We start from the raw sequence: 18240 nt of genomic DNA, 5'->3' as shown, positions 1-18240 counted from the left end.
ACTATTTAGAATTGAAATCCTAGTGAAAAAGCTACTCTTAAACCATCAATGGAATTGAATAGGCCAAGATTTGCAGTTACTAATTCAACACCGTTAATGAAAAAACCTCCACCATAAGAATTGTTCCATTTATTAGAATTGTCATCATTAATCCAAATTCGTCCATAATCAAAACCTCCGTAAATGCCTAATCTTACAGGAATAATACCTGTTTTTAAACTATTGAATGTATATCTTATATCGGTGTTTTGAAATAATGATTGTTGTCCTGTAAAACGTTGGTTTCTAAATCCTCTTAAACCATCATTTCCTCCAATAGAAGCCGCCTGATAAAACTCATAATTATTATTAAAAATGATACGGCTTTTTATTTGGGTGGCTAAAACTAATTTTCCAAAAGAATCTAGTTTGTGAGTTAAACTAATTTCAGGGGTTAGAAATGCGAAATTACGACTAGTGTCTTCTAGATTTGATATAAATCCTGCTTCTACAGCTGTTTGTATACCAACCGTAGGGTAAGCTTTGTTGTCATAGTTCTCGAATTTAAACTTTGAGTTTATTCCAATATATTGATTTTTTTCAAAAATTGTGGAGGGTAATTCAGGGTTATTAAAAATATACCTGCCCTCTGTATCTTGGACAATTATTGATTGATATGAGAGGCCAAATGCTAGGTTACTTCCTCCTTTTGCTTTATAAATAAACGATGGTGCAAAATCAAATTCTTTAACTTTTACTCTGTTGTAATTCATGCCATAAACAGCATCATTGTTTACAGTCTCATTTCCATATCCGAAAAAGTTTTGACTAAAATTGGCACTTTGAAAATTGGATTGTACTAACAGATTTAATTTTCCAATTAGGTTAGCAAATTCTCCTTTGTAATTCAGTTCATAACCATTGGTTGCAAAATAATAGGCTGCTTTTAATTGGTGTCTTGCTGTAAAGGGGTTTCTTTCAAAACCATACAAAGTATATATAGTATTTGCTCCAATTTTTAAACCATCATCTGGGTTTGCTCCAAGGATTGGAATAATTTGATTGGTATTGGCTTTTAATTTTTTGTAATCATAGGTATTTAGATTGTAATCATCGCTTAATTTTACGGATGTATTGTGTACGTTTTCGATAGTATTCTTTTTGCTTTTATAATCATAGATGTATATTTTTTTACCATTTTCAACTTTATATTCATCATTGTTTTGACCACCTATCAGACGTATTTTTATTTTTTTACTGATGCCTGAAACTTCAAAATTATCTTTGCCATCTAGCCCATAAAGCCAGATTTCTTTAGTAAGTTGTGGGTCGTATATTTTGTCCAAGAATAATTCATTGATATTGTTCTTTTTTCGAAATAATGATAATGTTACACTTCCGTTTTCTCTACATTCAATTTTAATTAATTCATCTTTGTTAGTTGCAGTTATAACAGCGTATTTATTGATTAATTTGAAATATCTATCTGAAATCTTTTGTAAATTATCTTTTCTTGCTTTAAGCGTTTCTTTGATAAATGCAACATTTTCATCATTCACTTCTTTTGGGATATTTTGAAACGCATTTTCGATTACTTCATTGGTCAAGTTGTTTTGTATCAAACGTACTTGTTCATCCCAGACCGCTTTGTTTGCAGTTCTTATTAATGCCATATCAATAGGGTAGGGTTCTATATTAAAACCTTTAACGTCTTTTAGGTCATCACTATATTTTCGTAATAATTTTGCAGGAGGTATTAATTTTACAGCAGCTCCTAAAATAAATCCATCAGACATTTTAGAAAAAGCCTGGTCTCTGTCTCTGGGTAATGGTTTGTAAATTGTTTCCCCATTTTCTTTAAATTCTAACCATCTCCATTGGTCTTGGTGTCTGTCCCAATCGTTAATTAGCATATCAAATAATCGTGCTTTGATGTATTCAGCTTCATCTACCGTTTTACTTTCGTCCGAATGTAATTCAAGTATAAGATCTGAGGTACTGAGTACTTTACCCGTAAAATTGGATTCCTTAAGTTCAAAATTACCGTCTGAAGCTTGCTCTTCAAAAAGGTATAATTCATCTCCAAACTCATCATTAAAATCAGCTAATGCCTTTTGTTTTGGGATATAATATAGTTTTGGGTTTAGATGATACACTCCAATTGCATCAGAAAGCATTGGGATAATAAATGGCGAGAAAGGATAGGAGCCAGTAAAAGCATCCATTACTAGAGTTTCTGTAGCAGTGTTTTTAAATTTACCCTCTACATATTGGTCTTTAAAAACAGTGGATTGTATGTATTGGCTAGCATTTTTTTTCATTGCTCTTATTACGTATTGTTTTCCGTTTTCCACTTTTAATCGCAAGGCTTTTGATTGATTTCCACCTCCTTTTCTTACTGGAGTTAAGCCACCAAATAGTGTGTCCAGATTTACTGTTTTTACAGTTACCGGAGTTCCATAAGTTTTTCTATACTTTTTACCCCATAAAAAATTATAATAACTGGATTTATGAGTTGCTTTTACGTCATAGATAGTACTCTTTATTTCGGAAGGGAAAATAGTATCGAAAGCAATATCCTGTTTTTTAGTATCTGCCGACAAGACATTGGATTGATAAACGATTTTGTTATCATTGCTATTGACAAAGCGTACAAATGACGAACCATCATTAAAAATATCTACAATTGCATAGCCATTTATCCCATAGGAAAACTGACCTCCTTTTGTGTTGCGAGTTTCTGATATTTTTGATCCTGAACCACTAATTATTTGGTGTAGGTTGTCTTCGACAATATATTGCAAACTGTGTTCGTGACCTGAAATAAAAATTACTTTATCGTTTTGCTGGGCCGCTGCAACTAAATTTTTCTTTAAATCGTTGTATTTTTCATTTTGCATATCGGCATTGGAAATGCCGCTGGTTTCACGAATTAAGTTTTTAAAACTTCCTAAAATGGGTAATGGCTTTAGATAACTTTTGAAAGAATATTGTCCGCCGTGTGGACCATTGCTAAACATAGGGTGATGAATTGCAACAAGGGTAGTTTTGCCTCTGGCTTTTTTTATTTCACTTCTAAATTCATCTAAAAATTGGTTTCTTGTTTTTATGTCGCAATCATTGTTTATGTTCGGTTCTTTGTCCCAATTAGTTATGTACCATTGAGAGTCGACTATGATAAGAACAATATCTTCGTTAATATTTACCGTCTCTATTGCACAACCATTTTTAGGCAAAAAGGACTTTTTACCTAATTGTTTTTCTACAAATTCTTGCTCTCTTTTTAATCCTTCAACACCGTTGCTATACCAATCGTGATTTCCTGGAATAAAAATAGTTTTTCCTTTGAAGGAATTCGCAATATCTATTTGGTTTTTCAGTTTATTTTCGGCGTCACTCCTCTTGTTATCCTTTTCTTTTGGCATTCCAAGAGGGTAAATATTATCTCCCAAAAAAAGCAGCGTACTATTTTTAGTTGCAATATTTAAGGTGTTTACCAATGAATTTGAATTTTTTATCGTATCCTTAAATACTCCGTTACCTGCATCGCCAATAAGAAAGAAAGTATGTGCTACCTTTTTATCATTTGGATAGGTTTCCTGTTTAGTAATTGAACTATATTGTGGTTTGTAAGTGGCACAAGATTGTATTATGAATGCTACTAAAAAGAGATATTGGAGTGTTTGTGTTTTCATAATTATTCCTTTTTATCGAAATTTAAAAGCAAGTAGAAAAGACAAAACAGAAATAATTATTCCGAACATAAAAATGTTGTAGGTGGTTCGTAATAATCTGTATTTTTTCTCTAAAACTAATCCCAGCTGATACAAATCTTTGATCATAGAGTTATACAGATAGTCTTTGTCTTTCATTAATTCATTCATTGCCCAATTGTAATCCTCATAAGGCATTTTATAAAAATTGCCAAAGAACAAAAGATTTACTTTTTTTTCGTCTACTTCATTTCTAGTGAAACTACCTTTTGTAACGCTGGGTCTAGTAGCCAGAATAGCAAAGGTTATCGAAGTTACACTAGATAAAATTAAAATTAATGTTGGTAAAATTAAATGTGCATTAGTAGGACTATCTAACTTAGGGATAATAGTAGTAAGCGAAACGGAAATGATTATAGCATTCACAGATAATAGAATGTTAGCTTTACTATCAATTAATCCACTTAAATTATTGTGATTATTGAGCGTAGTTCTAAACATTGTATCAATACCTTTATCCGGTTTTTCCGATTTTGATTTTTTCTTTTTCGTATTTTTTTTATCGTCTTCTGTCAGAAATGATTTTTCCAATTTTTCGTCTTGTGGTACATTATCTTCCATAATATTATTGATTTAGTAATTTTATTTCAATTAATTTCAGGTTTTCTTCTTTTAAATTTTGCCACTCTTTTTGCGCAAATTTTGTGTAATATTGATGCTTTTTAAGAAACTCAAGATTAAGACTCAACCAATTGGTGTCACAATATTTTATATCGGTTTCGTTTTCCCATTCAGCTCTTAATTGATCTAATGCATCAGGATAATTTTTATTAGCTAAATGAGCATGATCAGCATCTTTTATGATTTTTTCTAATAGATTTTTAGGTTTGTAATTAAATGTAGTTGCCAAAATTAAGTCACTAATTTTTTGCTGAATGTCATCCGAAATAGTTTTACTCTGCAGAAAATCTAAAGCAATTTTAATACTTCTTTTTTCGTGATTTTCAGTACCTTCTATATAACCTGCATCGTGAAACCAAGCGGCCAAAAGAAGTATGTTTGTTTTTTCTTCATCAATATTTTCGGCAGCGCATATTGTTTCAACACCATAAACAACACTTTTTGTATGCTCTAGATTATGAAAAGAATATTTTGAATTTAATCTTTCTTTAAAAAGTGTTGTGATAAATGCTACAGCTTCTATTAATATGTTATTGTCACTGTGTTTCACTTTTACTCGAAGAGCTTTCAAACCTGATATACCTTGCAAATCTTCTACTTCTAACTTTTCTATTTCGGCTTCTAATACCTCTTTGTGTTGTAGGTATTTGATGTATTTGATGTATTCTTTTTCTTCGACTGAATTGGAATACACAATTGTTATTTTTTCTTTTTGAGTAATGCGTTCCTCAGAATTTTTCACAAATGCTTTATCAATTCTTTTTTTAACGACTTCGTAACGTGCATTATAAGAGCCGTCAACATCAAATCGCTTTTCATCCATTCTAAAACGAATAGAAATAGGAGAAGAAAAAGCTAATATTAGCGAAGTCACATCGAGTGTATAGGGCAAAGTTGTTTTGAGTTTGTGGTGTTCTAATTCCATTTCACAAAGTGTTTCCAACTGCCATAATCGCAGGTTGTGTAAATACATTGCGTTATACACCTTGTTAGGTTCTATTGAAGCTCCAATGTATAAATTGTGTTCTACACCATCTGTTTTAAAACGTTCATAATAATGTGGAAAAATTTCTTGGGCTTGCTTTTGTTTTTGATCTAAAATGATTGAGAGTTTTTTATTGATACTCATTATAGTATCGTCAAAATCTTTTCGGGTTTGATAAAACATTCCAGTTTTTGAGTCTAGTTTGTTAAAATACTCATTTATTAAATTTTCAGTTTTGTTATTAGAAGTTGCATTTTTTAAATTTAAATGAATTTCAGTTTCTATGTAGTGGTGAATGATTTGTTCTAAATTATTTTTAAATGGTTGTTCTAATTCTAGCAGAAAGCTTTGCAATTCATATTTTTTTTGCTCAATTATCCCCATTTTTTTGTCTAAATTTAAGATTTCAATTATGACAATAATTTGATTAATTTGTTCTTTTAGATCATTTATAATGGCTTTATTTCTATTTTCTGAGGATCCCTTAATATCTATTTGTCCGTATAAAGGATAGATATCCTTGAATACAATTTCTTTGAAAGTATAGTCTTTTATCGAGATGTTTGAATGAAAATAATTTTTGGCTTCCTTCTTGAATTTCCAATACACGCTTGGATGAATTGCAGTATATTCATTTTGGATAATTGCCTCCAATTGATTTATCATATCATTATTAGTCTTTTCAATTGTATCTGCTATATATGGTAAAATCAACTCTAACTTATTAGCATTGATCGAGTTTAAAACTCTAACTTTTGATGAAGCAAACTCGACAAGTCCAATTAATTTATCACTTTTTATAACTGGTGCCAACAAAAAACTTTGAATGTCTTGACTCAATAAATGTTCACCCAATGTGAAATTTTCTTTAGTTTTAGCAAAGGCTAAAACATCTGGAATAATGAATGGTTTTTTGTTATTGATTAAACTCTCAAACGAGCAACCACAAAGTGCATTTTTACAATCCGCTCCTGATGTACCTAAGGGTATAAAACTTTTTAATTTACCTTCATTAAAAGGCGGTAAAACAAATAATTCTTCTTCTTCGTCATAAAATGTTAAACCTATTTTTAAATCAGGAATCCTAAATATCGATCTAAATATCGATTCAAAACTATCATTAAGTTTCGATTTCTCTATATCTGGTTTTAATAAGTTTGATTTCAGATTTGAAATGGAACTCTCTACAGTAACGTCTACTAATGATAGTATTGCAAATCCTTTTAAAAACCAAGAATTATAGGGGAATGCTTTTTTCCACAATTCTATATTGTCATAATTATCAATTAATTCTTCGATGGATGTCTGGCTCAAAAAGCGGGTATTTTCTGCGGGGTATATTTCTATAAAGTCTGCATTATATAGTATTCTATAATGTTTAAGTACACCATTTTTATCCGGAATTTCATAGAATAATGGTTTTCCAAAATCAAGATTTTGTTTGTAATATGTATTTAATATTAGCGTACAGTTCATAATGTAAAACTGATGTTCGTCCATATCTGTAATGCTGATATCAAATGCTAATCCGGCATCCTTTAAAATTGTTTTAAATCGTTCAGAATAATTAAATGTAAAATCGTGAAAAGGTATTGATATTGCTTTTATTTCATTATGAGTTAATGCCATTGGGAATAAATCAGATACTAAATTCTTGATTAATTCTTGATTACTCTCAATTATATTAATATTATCAATTCCATCAATAAATTCAGGTTTATCTTTAATTTGATTTAATAAATCTCTGGAGTATTCTGCTTTATAGCCATTATCAGAAGCTGCCACTTCTTCCAATCCTTTTATTAATTTATGAAAAGAAATCAAGGTTTTGAAAGGACTTAAATATTTATACTTCTTTACCATATTATCTTTCTTTAAATTTTTGTTATTTGGCATCATTTATTAAAATTTCGATCTTAATTTTTCTATCTACTAAGTTAGTATATCCATTTTCAAAAAACAGACTGACAATTTATAATGATGACCCAATAGGTGTTATTTTTTAAAATTACACCTATGGGTTACCATTTCTAAAATACGCTACTATTTTAATAGTACTCTCTAAAGTCAATTACGGTTACTATAATGTTCATTTTCTTCAAATTTGAATAAAATCCCTTAAAAGTAATATGAATTTAATAAATTATTTAGAGCTTCCTTTTGCTGCGGTTTCAATTACATCAGCAACTTCTTTCGGATGTGACAGATATATTACGTGACTCGATTTTATTTCAATTAGTTTTGCATTGGCTCTTTTTGCCATAAATCTTGCCCCAACTGCAGGAATTGTTTGGTCATCAGTTCCTAGAATATACCAAGTAGGTCTTGTTTTCCATGCTGCTTTGCTAACTGAAGCTCCAAAAACTGAAGCAGATACAGGAACTTGTGAGTCATACATAAAATCAGCCTTTTCTTTGCTAACATCGGCACAAAAGCCCGAACGGAATTTGGCTTTATTATACCAAACAAATCCGTCAGCAGATGGAGCTTCAATTCCAGAGTTTTGAGCAGGAGGCCCAGCTTGTAGTAACTGCAATAATGTTTCGCCTTGGTCTGGAACAAATGCTGCAATGTAAACCAGTCCTACAACTTTTTCTGAGTTTCCAGCTTCAGTAATGATTGCGCCACCATACGAATGTCCAACAAGCAATATTGGTCCATCTATGCGATCAATTGTGCGTTTAGTTGCTGCAACATCCTCAGCAAATGAAGTGTTTGGATTAGCTACAATACTAACATTAAATCCTTTCTTTTTTAGAAGGTTATAAGTAGCTTCCCAACCAGAGCCATCAGCAAAAGCACCATGAACCAACACGATATTTTTAACTTGTTTTTGAGCAAATACAGTAGTTGTTAACATAAACAGTAGTAAGATTGCCATAAGTACTTTTGTAATTGTACTTTTCTCATTTTTTAAATGTGCTACATTTTTCATTTTTTTTCTTTTTAAATGATTATTTTAATTTATTTAAGTTGCCTCTACTTTAGATGCTAACTTTGGATGATATAACAATTATTGTGCCTTTGTATTATGTGGTTAAAAATCAGTGTTTTGTTTACTTTTAATTTGTTGTAGGTTAGCGAAATGTCGAAGGTTATACAATGTTTTCAACGAAATAAAGTAAATAGTATTTTTAAAGTATAGTAAACTGGATTAATGCAATCTAAAATCAACTCTTAACAAAATAATGCTTAACCACATATTGAAGTAAAAGAGCTTCACTCAATTCGAAATAATGTTTGTCTTTTTTTGAATAGTGTATTATGTTGTTTAAAGTAGACTAATTTTTATGGTTTTTTAAAATTCTGGATTCATATCTATATTTTTGATTGAATTATCTGATCTAAAATCGCATCGGCAATTGTTTCTCATTAATTAAATCATAACAGTTTTCACAGGAGGTTACTCTAATATCTGATTTCAATATGATATTGATTTTACTATTTCATCATCCTCAATAATAAATGATTTAATGTCTTTTTAAATTTTAATTTTTTCGTTGTTGTGATAGTTTTTTATTGCCATAACTAGTTTTAATACAAAATTTCTAAATATATTTTAAAATTTAGTATGAAAATGTGTAAAATATTTCAATGTTTCCATATAATTCATTATATTATAAAACTGTATACTATGACTTAAAAAAAAGAAAAAACCCAATAATAGAAACAATACAAATTATGATAGGTCTTTGCTGACTTTCTTTATATGCTGTTCACTCTTTCATTTATTAATAGGTTCTCTTTTGTATTGTTAATCCATCGTTTTTGATATTCGTTTTTGTACTTATGTTTCCAGCGTTTATGACTCCAGAGATAATTTTGAGGATCTACAATGATTGCATTCTCTAGTTTTTTGGTAAAAATATTCGTAATTAAACCTATTTCATAGGTTTTAGAGAAGTCAAAAAAAGGTGTTACTTCTAATTTATAATGTCCTCTTTTTACTCGAATTATGTTGGCAAAAAGACTTGGCGTTTTGTGATGTGCCGTATTTAGTTCAGTTCCACTCAAAAAAGCAGTTCTTTGATTTAGAAATGAAGTCCAAAAGCTTTTTTGAGGAATATTTGGGTTTTGGTCTGCCACCAAAATTAAAACATGTTTTTGGTCTGTGAAAGATAACATCTCTTTTTTCATATTTTTAGAAGAAACCATTTTCGTACCAAAACGACTTCTTATTTTTAAAATTAAATCATTTGCTGATTTATTTCTTAAAGGTTTGTAAACTGAAACAATGTTTGTATTTTGAAGTACAGATGCAATGTGTGCATTTGCCCATTCCCAATTGAATTGATGCCCTAAATAGATATGACAATTTTGATTTTTGGAGAGTATTTTTTCAAGTTCGGAATAGTCAGCAGTAATATGAGATTGTAATTTTTTTTCTGAAATGGAAAGTAATTTTATTGTTTCAATAAAACTATCACTGAAGTTTTTGTAGAATTTTTTTTCGATACAAATTCTTTCAAAATCTGTTAAATTTGGAAATGAATTTTTAATGTTTTCTGAAACTACAATTCTTCGATATTTGAAAACATGATAAAGTAAATAAGCACTAAAATCAGAAAAAAGATATAAAATTGGTAACGGAATTAGTGAAATAAGGTAAAGTAAGAAGGAAATCATTTAGCGTATATTTTATTTAAAATTATTAAGTCCGTTTTTTAGCCAAGCTTCATATTCTGAAATGCTGGTATAACTTATTGTAGGTGTTTGTGAATTCAAGGAGTTCCCCCTTTAAATCTTAAAAGACATATTAAGGTTGCGTATTGGTTTTATATTTGGGAATCATAAAATTTGTCCATTTATCCCCAATTGTTTCTATATAGGAACCTGTAGTTTTTGAAATTAAATTTTGGTTTTTTGGTAAATCTCATTTGTCATCTACATATCATGAGATTAATACAACATCTTGCTTTAAAATTTTTAAAATTATTCCATCTGACCAAACATTATTTTCCATTTCGCGACAATTTACACAAGCGTTTCCTGTAAAATCGAGCATAATTGGTTTATTTACTTTTTTGGGATAAGCCAAACCTTTTTTATAATTATTAAAAGCGGTAATGACATGTACTCCAATATTTGCACCAGAAGGAAGGCTAATTGATGCTATATTTGTTTTGGGAGTTCCTATTACGAATGGAGATTCTAAATATTTTAAAGGTGGAGGAAATGCCTCAATTAATTTTAGTGGAACTCCCCAAAATCCAGGTATCATAGAAATTGTAAATGACACTATTGTCAATCCAAATAATAGTCTTCCAATAGAAATAAAAGGTAATGGGCTATCGTGTGGCAAAGTTATTTTTCCTATTAAATACAATGATAATACACCGAAAAGGGCTATCCATATTGCTATAAAGACTTCTCTATTTAGTAAATTGAGTTGTAAAACGTCTCCTTGTTCCATGCATAAAACATACTTATTCGCTTGATAATTATATAAGTAGATAATATAATCAGACATCCACCAGTTTTCAGTTGCAAATTGTTCGATGTGCTCTTTTCCGTTTTCATCCAAATAAAAAACTCTGAAAATACCGCTCATAATGATGTATTCGTATTTAGCTTCATCTCCTTGCTGAATTAAATATTGATTCTTTAATACCTTTCTAATAGTGAAAAAATGTTTAATAGATTCAAATTCTTGATCGCTAATTAGGTATAATTTCTTCAATATGTTTTCTTAGTTTTTCCATAATTTGTTTTTCCCTGAAAAAGGTATGTAAGATTTACATTATTTATTAACAGTTTATTGATCAGTATATGAACTTATTGTATTTTAATTAAAATTATTTCGAATTGTGAATATTGATAGCTTTGTAAAAACTCTTTAAATTATTTTACAACTGTTGCTTCCAACTCTATATTTAGTGTTTCGTATAATGCAACAACTTGTAAAAGAGTAACTGTTTGTTTCATTCCGTGCTTTGCAACAAAATCTTGGAATAAGTCAAAACAGTTTTTAATAAACTCGTCAGACGAAGTTGAGTAAACAGTAAGTCTAACAATATTTTTAGGTTCATAGCCAGCTTCAGTAATCACTTTTTCTAAGTTTTGTATTGCTAATGCAAGTTGGGTACGCATATCAGCATTACTTGATGTACCATCGCTGTGCACAGCAGCCTGACCAGAAACATACAATGTACTCTGTACATTTTTTACTTCAACAGCTTGGACATAACTTAGATTATCCTGCCATTTCCACGGACTGAATTCTCTCTTTTCCATTTGTTTTTCTTTTTTAATTTGCGCAGCAACAGGCGCAACAGTTAATAATGTAAGTACAAAAATTTTAGCAACTCTTTTCATAAGGTTATGTTTTTAAATATTTGAAACAAATTTCGAAAAAAGAAGAACTTATTTTTCGTGACAAACCTCACAATTATTTTTAATGTATTTTACTTTTCAGAAAGTCTACTTAATGTCTCTCTAGTTACCCCCAAGTAAGAGGCAATGAGAGTATGAGAAGCACGCTGAAGAAGTATTGGATAACGTTTTAGTAGCTTATCATAACGTTCTTTGGCATTGGTGCTAATTAGTTCCAATATCCTTTGCTGAGAGCTAATATGTCCCTTATTTGCTTTCTCCAGAAAGAAGTAAGTCATTTTGTGAAAGTCCTTACGTAAAGTATTGTAATTATCAAGAGTCAAACATAACACTTGAGTGTCTTCAAGAGCTTGTAAAGACATTGTTGCTTTACTTTGGTTAAAAAATGCGAAAAAGTCTGCTTCCCACCAATCTTCCATTGCAAAAGCAATAACGTGCTGTTTACCCAAATCATCTTCATAGTCAAGTTTTAAAAGCCCAGATACAACCCAAAAGACGTTTTTTACTTCTTTACCTTCGGTAATTAAAAAATCACGCTTTTTAAAATTCATCAATGAAAAATGTGACATTACATATTCAAACTCATCATCAGTTAATGTTACTATTTTTTCTAAATGCGATCTAAATAATTGCTTCATATTTTACAAGTTGTCAAAATGAATACTGTACTGGATCTAATTTGTAAATTTTTACTTATTCTTCTAATTAAGTTTTAGTCTATTTCTATTCCAATTTTACCATAAAAATCTTTATTACCAGCTTTAGTTTCCAGTAAACTGTGCGCTTGACCTATTTCTGATAATGGAAATACTTTATTTAAAATTGGCTTTAATTTGTTATTTTCCACTAATAGAGTTAATTCATCTAGTTTATTTCTATTCTGGCGAGTAAATACAAAATGATAAGTGGCATTTTTCCCCCAAGCTTCAATAAGATTTTGAGGTTTTTCGATGTCAACTAATGTAACTACTTGTCCCGTTTGACTGAGAATTTTACCGCTATCAGACAGCGTATTTCCGCCAATAGTATCAATTATTACATCAACTCCTTTATTGTCTGTCAATTGCTGAATTACACTTATGTAATTTTCATTTTCGTAATCTATCACATAATCAGCTCCTAGTTCAATAAGAAATTGATGATGTACTTTTCGTGCAGTTGTATACACAATCGCCCCCATAGCCTTTGCAATTTGAATAGTTGGTATTCCCACACCACCAGCACCACCGTGAATCAAAATAGACTGGTTTATTTTAAGTTGTGCTCTTGTAACTAGCATTTCCCACGCAGTACCTGCTGCTAAAGGAAGCGTTGCTGCTTCTAAGTGACTAATGTTTTTGGGCTTTAGACCAATGATAGACTCGTGAGCACAATGATACTGTGCATAACTTCCTTGCCCTTTAAAAATCTCTGGCGTATAATATACTTCATCTCCGATTTTGAAATTTTCTACTCCAGAACCAAGCTCTACTATTTGTCCGGATACATCGTGACCTGTAATCACAGGCAATTCCAATTCGTTTTTATAATCTCCGCGACGTACTTGGAAATCCAGAGGGTTTATGGAAGTTGCAAATACCTTAACTAAAACTTCCCTAAAACCAGGTTTAGGTGTTGGTATTTCTACAATTTCGAACTTGTCTACAGACCCAAACTCTTTTAATATTGCTGCTTTCATAATTTAATTTTTTTATTTTTTTATACTTAAAGCTCCTGAAGGGCATTTCGAAACAGCATTTGTTATTTCTTCGCTATTTGCGTTAGTGATTTTTATCCAAGGTTGAGATTGAGGCTGGAATACTAAAGCTAAATTTCTTACGCAATTGGCTGAATGAGTGCATTTACTCGATTGCCAAACTACAGTTATTTCACCATTAGTGTATTCTTTTTTTATGTTTTTTAAGTCCATTTTTTATTGAATTTGATTTTTTATTTCCTCAATTTTTTGTTGCAATTGTTGTAATAAGAATTTACTAATTATACCTTTAGTTTCTACAAAATTTTCATTAAAACTTGGTAAATGAAACGTCTCAGCAATAATACCGCCACTATATTGAAATCTGTTTTTAGCGATTTCCAATACAGTCAATCCTCCACGAGGACCTGGTGAGGTTGCCATTAATAACATGTGTTTTTCTCCAAAAGCTTTTCTGTTCGGAATTCTTGAAATCCAATCAAAAATATTTTTAAAAGCAGCAGAATAGGCTCCATTATGCTCTGCTAATGAAATGATTAAAAAATCTGAAGAATCAATATGAGCTGCAAATATTTTTGCTTCACTTGGAATTCCCATAGATTTTTCCAATTCAACACTATAAATAGGCATTTCAAAATCGTTTAAGTCTAAAATGTTTATTGCAGCCGTTTTAAAAAAAGTTGTAGCATAAGTGACTAACTTCTTATTTATTGACGTAGTGCTGTTACTGCCAGCAAATCCTAATATTTTCATTTATTGCTATATTAATTGTTTATAAAACATCTTTAAACTCTTGAACTTTATCAAAAACTGATTTTGCAAACGGACATAATGGAATAATTTTAATATTTTTTGACCTTGCAAATTCAACCGCTTTTGATACCATTTGTTTACCAGCACCTTTACCTGCCAATGCTGGACTTACCAATGTGTGGTCAATAATTATTCTATCTGTACCTGCCCACACATAAGTCATTTCTGCTAATAACCTTTTATCTTGCTCGATATAAAACATTCCTTTTTTGCTATCGTCTTTTTGTAGTATTTCCATAATTATATTGTTGTATTTATGATTATATTATTTTCTAATATTTTAGAAACAGGACACTTTTTTGCAATAAATAATAATCTTTCTCTTTGAAAATCACTGATATCATCACTAAAATAAATTTCCCTTTCAATTAACGTTTCATTATTTTCTCCGGTACATAAATCTATATTTATTCGAATTTCTTTAAAAGTCCAATTTTTTCTTTTTGAGTATAGTTTTATTGTTGCCAAAGTGCAACCTGCCAATGCAGCAAGTAAAGTAGAATAAGGATCCGGGGCTGAATCATTACCGCCTATATTTATAGGTTCGTCCATTAGAAACTCACCATTTCTCCAAATAATTTTTGATTGAAAATTAGTATTATTGATTTCGCCACTAACACTTGAAATTACTTTTTTTGATTCCACTTTTCTTTAATTTTTAATTATAAATAATTTGTGGTTTTCGATAAAAATTATTGTTTTTTTCCTATCCATCCTAAATGTGTGTTTTTAAAATCATCATTGAATTTTAAACCAAAACCAAAAAATCTATCAAAGGCTGAATGTCCAAATAATATGATTCCTGCAAGCACAAGCAATGAGATATTCAAATAAATTCCAATGAAATAAATAAAAACAGCTATTAGTTTATGGTGAAATATGTTGTAAAACAAAGCACCTATTTTAGAATTTATTAAATACCCAACCATTGATAAATCAGGTAATAAAAAACAAGCCATATATATCCACAACGAATATTCTAAATTATTAAATAATAATATTGATAGTAGAAGTTGACCTAATTCTTCTAATTTTAATATGTTTTTCATTATTTTATTTTTTTAATATTATACAGTTTTCATAAATGTTCTGATCTTACTTATGATTTCAAAACCGTCTTCTTCCAAAGCGAAATGACCGGTATCATAAATATTATAGTCTACATTTTTAACGTCTTTTTTGAAAGCTTTGGCGCCACTTTCAGGAAAATACTCATCGTTTTTACCCCAAACAACTAACAGTTTTGGCTGATTTTCACGCAAATATTGTTGCCATTTTGGATATTGCTTTAAATTGTTTTTATAATCGTACCATAAATCTAAATTAACCTTGTGGGCATTAGGTCTATTCATTCTAAGGAAATCTAAATGCCAAGTATCAGGATTTACCATTTCAGGATTTCGAGTTCCGTGTGTATATTGCCACTTCAATCCTTCCAATGTAAAAGCTGGCAGTAACGTGTTTTCAGTTTTCTCATTACGATTAGCCCAAAAATCTTTTATACTTGCCCAAGCATCTCCGATGCCTTCTTCATAGGCATTTCCGTTTTGAGTAATTATCGCAGTTATTCTTTTAGGATTTGCTACAGCAATTCTAAATCCGATAGGAGCTCCATAATCTTGCATCATTATCGCATAAGAATTAATGTTCTTAAGTTCTAAAAATGCGTTTATTGTTTTCGCAATGTTATCAAAAGTGTATTCATAGTCTTCTTCTGGAGAGGGAAATTCACTATTTCCAAATCCAGGGTAATCAGGCGCAATTAAATAAAACTCATCAGAAAGTTGATCTAATACCTTTCTGTATTGATGAGAAGATGATGGGTAACCGTGTAACAATACTAATGCTTGGTTTTTACTATTTCCTGCTTCGCGATATGCAATATTTACACCATTAACTTCTAATGATTTGTACTTTACTTGTTCCATTTTTTGACTTTATGTTTATAAAAATTAGTTGATTTAAGTATTTTTTAATTAACTATGATCAACCATTTTAATTATTGCTTAATTAATTGAATTTCAATATGCAATTTGATTTCTTCACCAAGTAAAACACCACCGGTTTCTAATGCAGCATTCCAAGTTAAACCAAAATCTTTTCTGTTTATTTTTCCAATTATTGATAAACCCGCTTTAGTGTTACCCCATGGGTCAGTCATTAACCCGCTATATTCTGATTCAAGTTGAATATTTCGCGTAACTCCTTTTATTGTTACATCACCAAAAATCACAAATATATTCTCATTTATTTTTTTTATTGAAGTAGAAACAAAAGCAAGTTTTGGGAAATTATCAGCATCAAAAAACTCATCACTTTTTAAATGATTGTCTCGATCCGTATTATTTGTATCGATTGAAGAAGTTTCTGCTGTAAAATTAATTATTGACGTTTCGAAGTTGTCATCTTCATTTTCAATAGTAGCTTTAAAAGCATTAAACTTGCCAGATACATTTGTAAACATCATGTGCTTAACTTTAAAGCCTATTTCTGAATGAGTTGGGTCTATTGACCAATTAGATTTTGCCATTTTTTTAAATATTTTGTTGTTTTTTTTGATTATAAATTCACATACGTTTAAAAGTGAATAACCAGGGAAACTAAAAGTGAGGAAACGCTGTAACCAACAAAGATTTGCGATTCCTCGTTTAAAGATCAATATTTTTGAAGCATCTATATTTATTAATTTCTCCTTTTAATAAAGCTTAGTAATTCATTATTAAATTTTTCTAGTTCTTCAATAAATAAACCATGACCACTTTTTTCAAATTTCACGATGTAAGAATTCTTTATTCCACTATGCATCTGTTCAGCTAAAGCAAATTCACAAATAACATCTTTTGTACCATGAAAAATCGCTGTCGGTATATTAATTTTAGAAAGTTCACCTCTTAAATCTGTATCCCTCAATGCAATTAAACTTTGGGTAGTTGCATAAGGTGATGCTTCTAAATTTATACCTCCTAACCAGTTAGCAATACCTGTAGGCACAGCAGTTTCAGAAGCTCCAAATATTTTTCCGAAATTTTCTAAAAGTTGTGGTCTGTTGTTTTTGCTTAATTCTATAAGACCATTAACATCTTCTTTAGCAAAACCGTAATTGTAGTCATTGCGCTTGGTCCATACAGGAGCTGCAGCACCAAACAAAGCAAGTTTACTAACTCTTGAAGCATTATATTTTGCCACATATTGTATTGCTATTGCTCCACCCATTGAAAAACCTCCTAATATTGCACCTTTTACATCTAACTTATCTAAAACCGCTTTAATATCTTGTGCATATACATCATAATTATATGCCCCATAAGGTTTGTCAGATTTTCCAAAACCACGCAAAGTAATACCTATTACTCTGAATCCTTTGTCGACTAAAAATTGATATTGATACTCGTACATAGCATCACTTAAAGGCCATCCGTGTATCAAAACAACTGGTACACTTTGAGTTTGACCTAAATCTGTAACATGTAATTTTACATTTTTTTCAACTGTAATGTATTCTTCTCTTGCTAAAGAGGTTACACTATTTTGTGCTGTCATATTGGCTGTAATTAAAGATATTACTAGAGCTACAATTAGGGTTTTTAAAGTTTTCATTTTATTATTTATTTTAAATTAAAGATGCATTTAAGGTAATTTCTAATTTGTAAGCATTGCTTACTGGACATGTTTCTTCTGCCAATTTTGCAATTCTTTGGAATTCTTCTTCTGTAATTCCAGTGATTTTTGCATTCAAAACTAAGTCAGATTTTGTGATAACACCATTGTCTAATGTGATTGTTGCTGTAGTCGTCAGTTCATCAGGGTTGAATCCTGCGGCTGTAAGCTCGGCAGTCAATTTCATAGTAAAACAACCAGCATGAGCTGCTGCCATAAGTTCTTCAGGATTAGTATCTGTTCCATTTTCAAAACGAGATACAAAAGTGTAAGGTGTTTGTCTTAAAACTCCGCTTTGTGAGGTTAAATGACCTTTACCTTCTTTAATTGTGCCGTTCCATACGGCTGTTGCGTTTCTTTTCATGTTATAGTTATTTAAATTA

At 30.4% G+C, this 18240-nt stretch carries 18 protein-coding genes; all 18 read right to left on the bottom strand.

The features are described from left to right. Positions 1-5 precede the first annotated feature (5 nt). The 18 genes from AC8GF4_RS07175 to AC8GF4_RS07090 all read right to left on the bottom strand — a co-directional run bounded on the left by AC8GF4_RS07175 (position 6) and on the right by AC8GF4_RS07090 (position 18221). Positions 6-3674 carry a metallophosphoesterase gene (locus AC8GF4_RS07175; RefSeq protein ID WP_506593566.1) on the bottom strand — a complete coding sequence of 1223 codons (3669 nt, stop codon included), beginning with the start codon at positions 3672-3674 and terminating at the stop codon, positions 6-8. A 12-nt stretch (positions 3675-3686) separates the two neighbouring features. Next, complete coding sequence (locus AC8GF4_RS07170) at positions 3687-4313, bottom strand: Pycsar system effector family protein (RefSeq protein ID WP_506593565.1); 627 nt, start codon at positions 4311-4313, stop codon at positions 3687-3689. A gap of 4 nt (positions 4314-4317) precedes the next feature. After that, the gene (locus AC8GF4_RS07165) at positions 4318-7257 is read right to left on the bottom strand and encodes an HD domain-containing protein (protein WP_506593564.1); all 2940 of its coding nucleotides are present in this window, start codon (positions 7255-7257) and stop codon (positions 4318-4320) included. 244 nt (positions 7258-7501) lie between these two features. After that, positions 7502-8293, bottom strand: a complete 792-nt coding sequence (locus AC8GF4_RS07160) for an alpha/beta hydrolase (RefSeq protein ID WP_506593563.1) — start codon at positions 8291-8293, stop codon at positions 7502-7504. Positions 8294-9063: 770 nt separating this feature from the next. Next, positions 9064-9984 carry a lysophospholipid acyltransferase family protein gene (locus tag AC8GF4_RS07155; RefSeq protein ID WP_506593562.1) on the bottom strand — a complete coding sequence of 307 codons (921 nt, stop codon included), beginning with the start codon at positions 9982-9984 and terminating at the stop codon, positions 9064-9066. Between the two features lie 265 nt (positions 9985-10249). Beyond that, entirely contained in the window at positions 10250-11038 is a 789-nt protein-coding gene (locus tag AC8GF4_RS07150; protein ID WP_506593561.1) for a Crp/Fnr family transcriptional regulator, read from the bottom strand. 161 nt (positions 11039-11199) lie between these two features. After that, positions 11200-11592 (bottom strand): RidA family protein, encoded by a 393-nt coding sequence (locus tag AC8GF4_RS07145; RefSeq protein WP_506593609.1) that lies wholly within the window; start codon positions 11590-11592, stop codon positions 11200-11202. 170 nt (positions 11593-11762) lie between these two features. Beyond that, positions 11763-12329, bottom strand: a complete 567-nt coding sequence (locus tag AC8GF4_RS07140) for a Crp/Fnr family transcriptional regulator (protein ID WP_506593560.1) — start codon at positions 12327-12329, stop codon at positions 11763-11765. A 74-nt stretch (positions 12330-12403) separates the two neighbouring features. Continuing rightward, a complete protein-coding gene (locus AC8GF4_RS07135; RefSeq protein ID WP_506593559.1) occupies positions 12404-13369 on the bottom strand; it encodes a zinc-dependent alcohol dehydrogenase family protein in 966 nt (321 codons plus the stop codon). Between the two features lie 12 nt (positions 13370-13381). Further along, positions 13382-13600, bottom strand: coding sequence for a (4Fe-4S)-binding protein (locus AC8GF4_RS07130; protein ID WP_506593558.1), 219 nt, complete (start codon positions 13598-13600; stop codon positions 13382-13384). A gap of 3 nt (positions 13601-13603) precedes the next feature. Continuing rightward, positions 13604-14140: an NADPH-dependent FMN reductase gene (locus AC8GF4_RS07125; protein WP_506593557.1), complete on the bottom strand. Its 537-nt coding sequence runs from the start codon at positions 14138-14140 to the stop codon at positions 13604-13606. Between the two features lie 19 nt (positions 14141-14159). Then, the gene (locus AC8GF4_RS07120) at positions 14160-14438 is read right to left on the bottom strand and encodes a GNAT family N-acetyltransferase (RefSeq protein WP_506593556.1); all 279 of its coding nucleotides are present in this window, start codon (positions 14436-14438) and stop codon (positions 14160-14162) included. A 2-nt stretch (positions 14439-14440) separates the two neighbouring features. Beyond that, positions 14441-14845: an OsmC family protein gene (locus AC8GF4_RS07115; RefSeq protein WP_506593555.1), complete on the bottom strand. Its 405-nt coding sequence runs from the start codon at positions 14843-14845 to the stop codon at positions 14441-14443. A gap of 47 nt (positions 14846-14892) precedes the next feature. Further along, positions 14893-15249: a DUF4260 domain-containing protein gene (locus tag AC8GF4_RS07110; RefSeq protein WP_506593554.1), complete on the bottom strand. Its 357-nt coding sequence runs from the start codon at positions 15247-15249 to the stop codon at positions 14893-14895. Positions 15250-15267: 18 nt separating this feature from the next. Continuing rightward, a complete protein-coding gene (locus AC8GF4_RS07105) occupies positions 15268-16128 on the bottom strand; it encodes an alpha/beta fold hydrolase (RefSeq protein WP_506593553.1) in 861 nt (286 codons plus the stop codon). Between the two features lie 71 nt (positions 16129-16199). Beyond that, positions 16200-16730 (bottom strand): YceI family protein, encoded by a 531-nt coding sequence (locus AC8GF4_RS07100; RefSeq protein ID WP_506593552.1) that lies wholly within the window; start codon positions 16728-16730, stop codon positions 16200-16202. A 152-nt stretch (positions 16731-16882) separates the two neighbouring features. Then, the gene (locus AC8GF4_RS07095) at positions 16883-17797 is read right to left on the bottom strand and encodes an alpha/beta fold hydrolase (protein WP_506593551.1); all 915 of its coding nucleotides are present in this window, start codon (positions 17795-17797) and stop codon (positions 16883-16885) included. A gap of 13 nt (positions 17798-17810) precedes the next feature. Then, entirely contained in the window at positions 17811-18221 is a 411-nt protein-coding gene (locus AC8GF4_RS07090; protein ID WP_506593550.1) for an OsmC family peroxiredoxin, read from the bottom strand. Between the last annotated feature and the right edge of the window lie 19 nt (positions 18222-18240).

The sequence above is a fragment of the Flavobacterium rarum (SeqCode) genome, from assembly GCF_965234445.1.
Classification (GTDB): Bacteria; Bacteroidota; Bacteroidia; order Flavobacteriales; family Flavobacteriaceae; genus Flavobacterium; species Flavobacterium rarum.
Note: the sequence above shows the minus strand (reverse complement) of the source record. Positions and strands in the feature narration are given on the sequence as shown.

Excerpts from the sequence above, each read along its gene's own strand:
- AC8GF4_RS07155 (WP_506593562.1), bottom strand. The coding sequence starts at position 9,984 with ATGATTTCCTTCTTACTTTACCTTATTTCACTAATTCCGTTACCAATT.
- AC8GF4_RS07120 (WP_506593556.1), bottom strand. The coding sequence starts at position 14,438 with ATGGAAATACTACAAAAAGACGATAGCAAAAAAGGAATGTTTTATATC.
- AC8GF4_RS07095 (WP_506593551.1), bottom strand. The coding sequence starts at position 17,797 with ATGAAAACTTTAAAAACCCTAATTGTAGCTCTAGTAATATCTTTAATT.
- AC8GF4_RS07105 (WP_506593553.1), bottom strand. The coding sequence starts at position 16,128 with ATGGAACAAGTAAAGTACAAATCATTAGAAGTTAATGGTGTAAATATT.
- AC8GF4_RS07165 (WP_506593564.1), bottom strand. The coding sequence starts at position 7,257 with ATGATGCCAAATAACAAAAATTTAAAGAAAGATAATATGGTAAAGAAG.
- AC8GF4_RS07145 (WP_506593609.1), bottom strand. The coding sequence starts at position 11,592 with ATGGAAAAGAGAGAATTCAGTCCGTGGAAATGGCAGGATAATCTAAGT.
- AC8GF4_RS07125 (WP_506593557.1), bottom strand. The coding sequence starts at position 14,140 with ATGAAAATATTAGGATTTGCTGGCAGTAACAGCACTACGTCAATAAAT.
- AC8GF4_RS07100 (WP_506593552.1), bottom strand. The coding sequence starts at position 16,730 with ATGGCAAAATCTAATTGGTCAATAGACCCAACTCATTCAGAAATAGGC.
- AC8GF4_RS07175 (WP_506593566.1), bottom strand. The coding sequence starts at position 3,674 with ATGAAAACACAAACACTCCAATATCTCTTTTTAGTAGCATTCATAATA.
- AC8GF4_RS07130 (WP_506593558.1), bottom strand. The coding sequence starts at position 13,600 with ATGGACTTAAAAAACATAAAAAAAGAATACACTAATGGTGAAATAACT.
- AC8GF4_RS07140 (WP_506593560.1), bottom strand. The coding sequence starts at position 12,329 with ATGAAGCAATTATTTAGATCGCATTTAGAAAAAATAGTAACATTAACT.
- AC8GF4_RS07090 (WP_506593550.1), bottom strand. The coding sequence starts at position 18,221 with ATGAAAAGAAACGCAACAGCCGTATGGAACGGCACAATTAAAGAAGGT.
- AC8GF4_RS07135 (WP_506593559.1), bottom strand. The coding sequence starts at position 13,369 with ATGAAAGCAGCAATATTAAAAGAGTTTGGGTCTGTAGACAAGTTCGAA.
- AC8GF4_RS07170 (WP_506593565.1), bottom strand. The coding sequence starts at position 4,313 with ATGGAAGATAATGTACCACAAGACGAAAAATTGGAAAAATCATTTCTG.
- AC8GF4_RS07160 (WP_506593563.1), bottom strand. The coding sequence starts at position 8,293 with ATGAAAAATGTAGCACATTTAAAAAATGAGAAAAGTACAATTACAAAA.
- AC8GF4_RS07110 (WP_506593554.1), bottom strand. The coding sequence starts at position 15,249 with ATGAAAAACATATTAAAATTAGAAGAATTAGGTCAACTTCTACTATCA.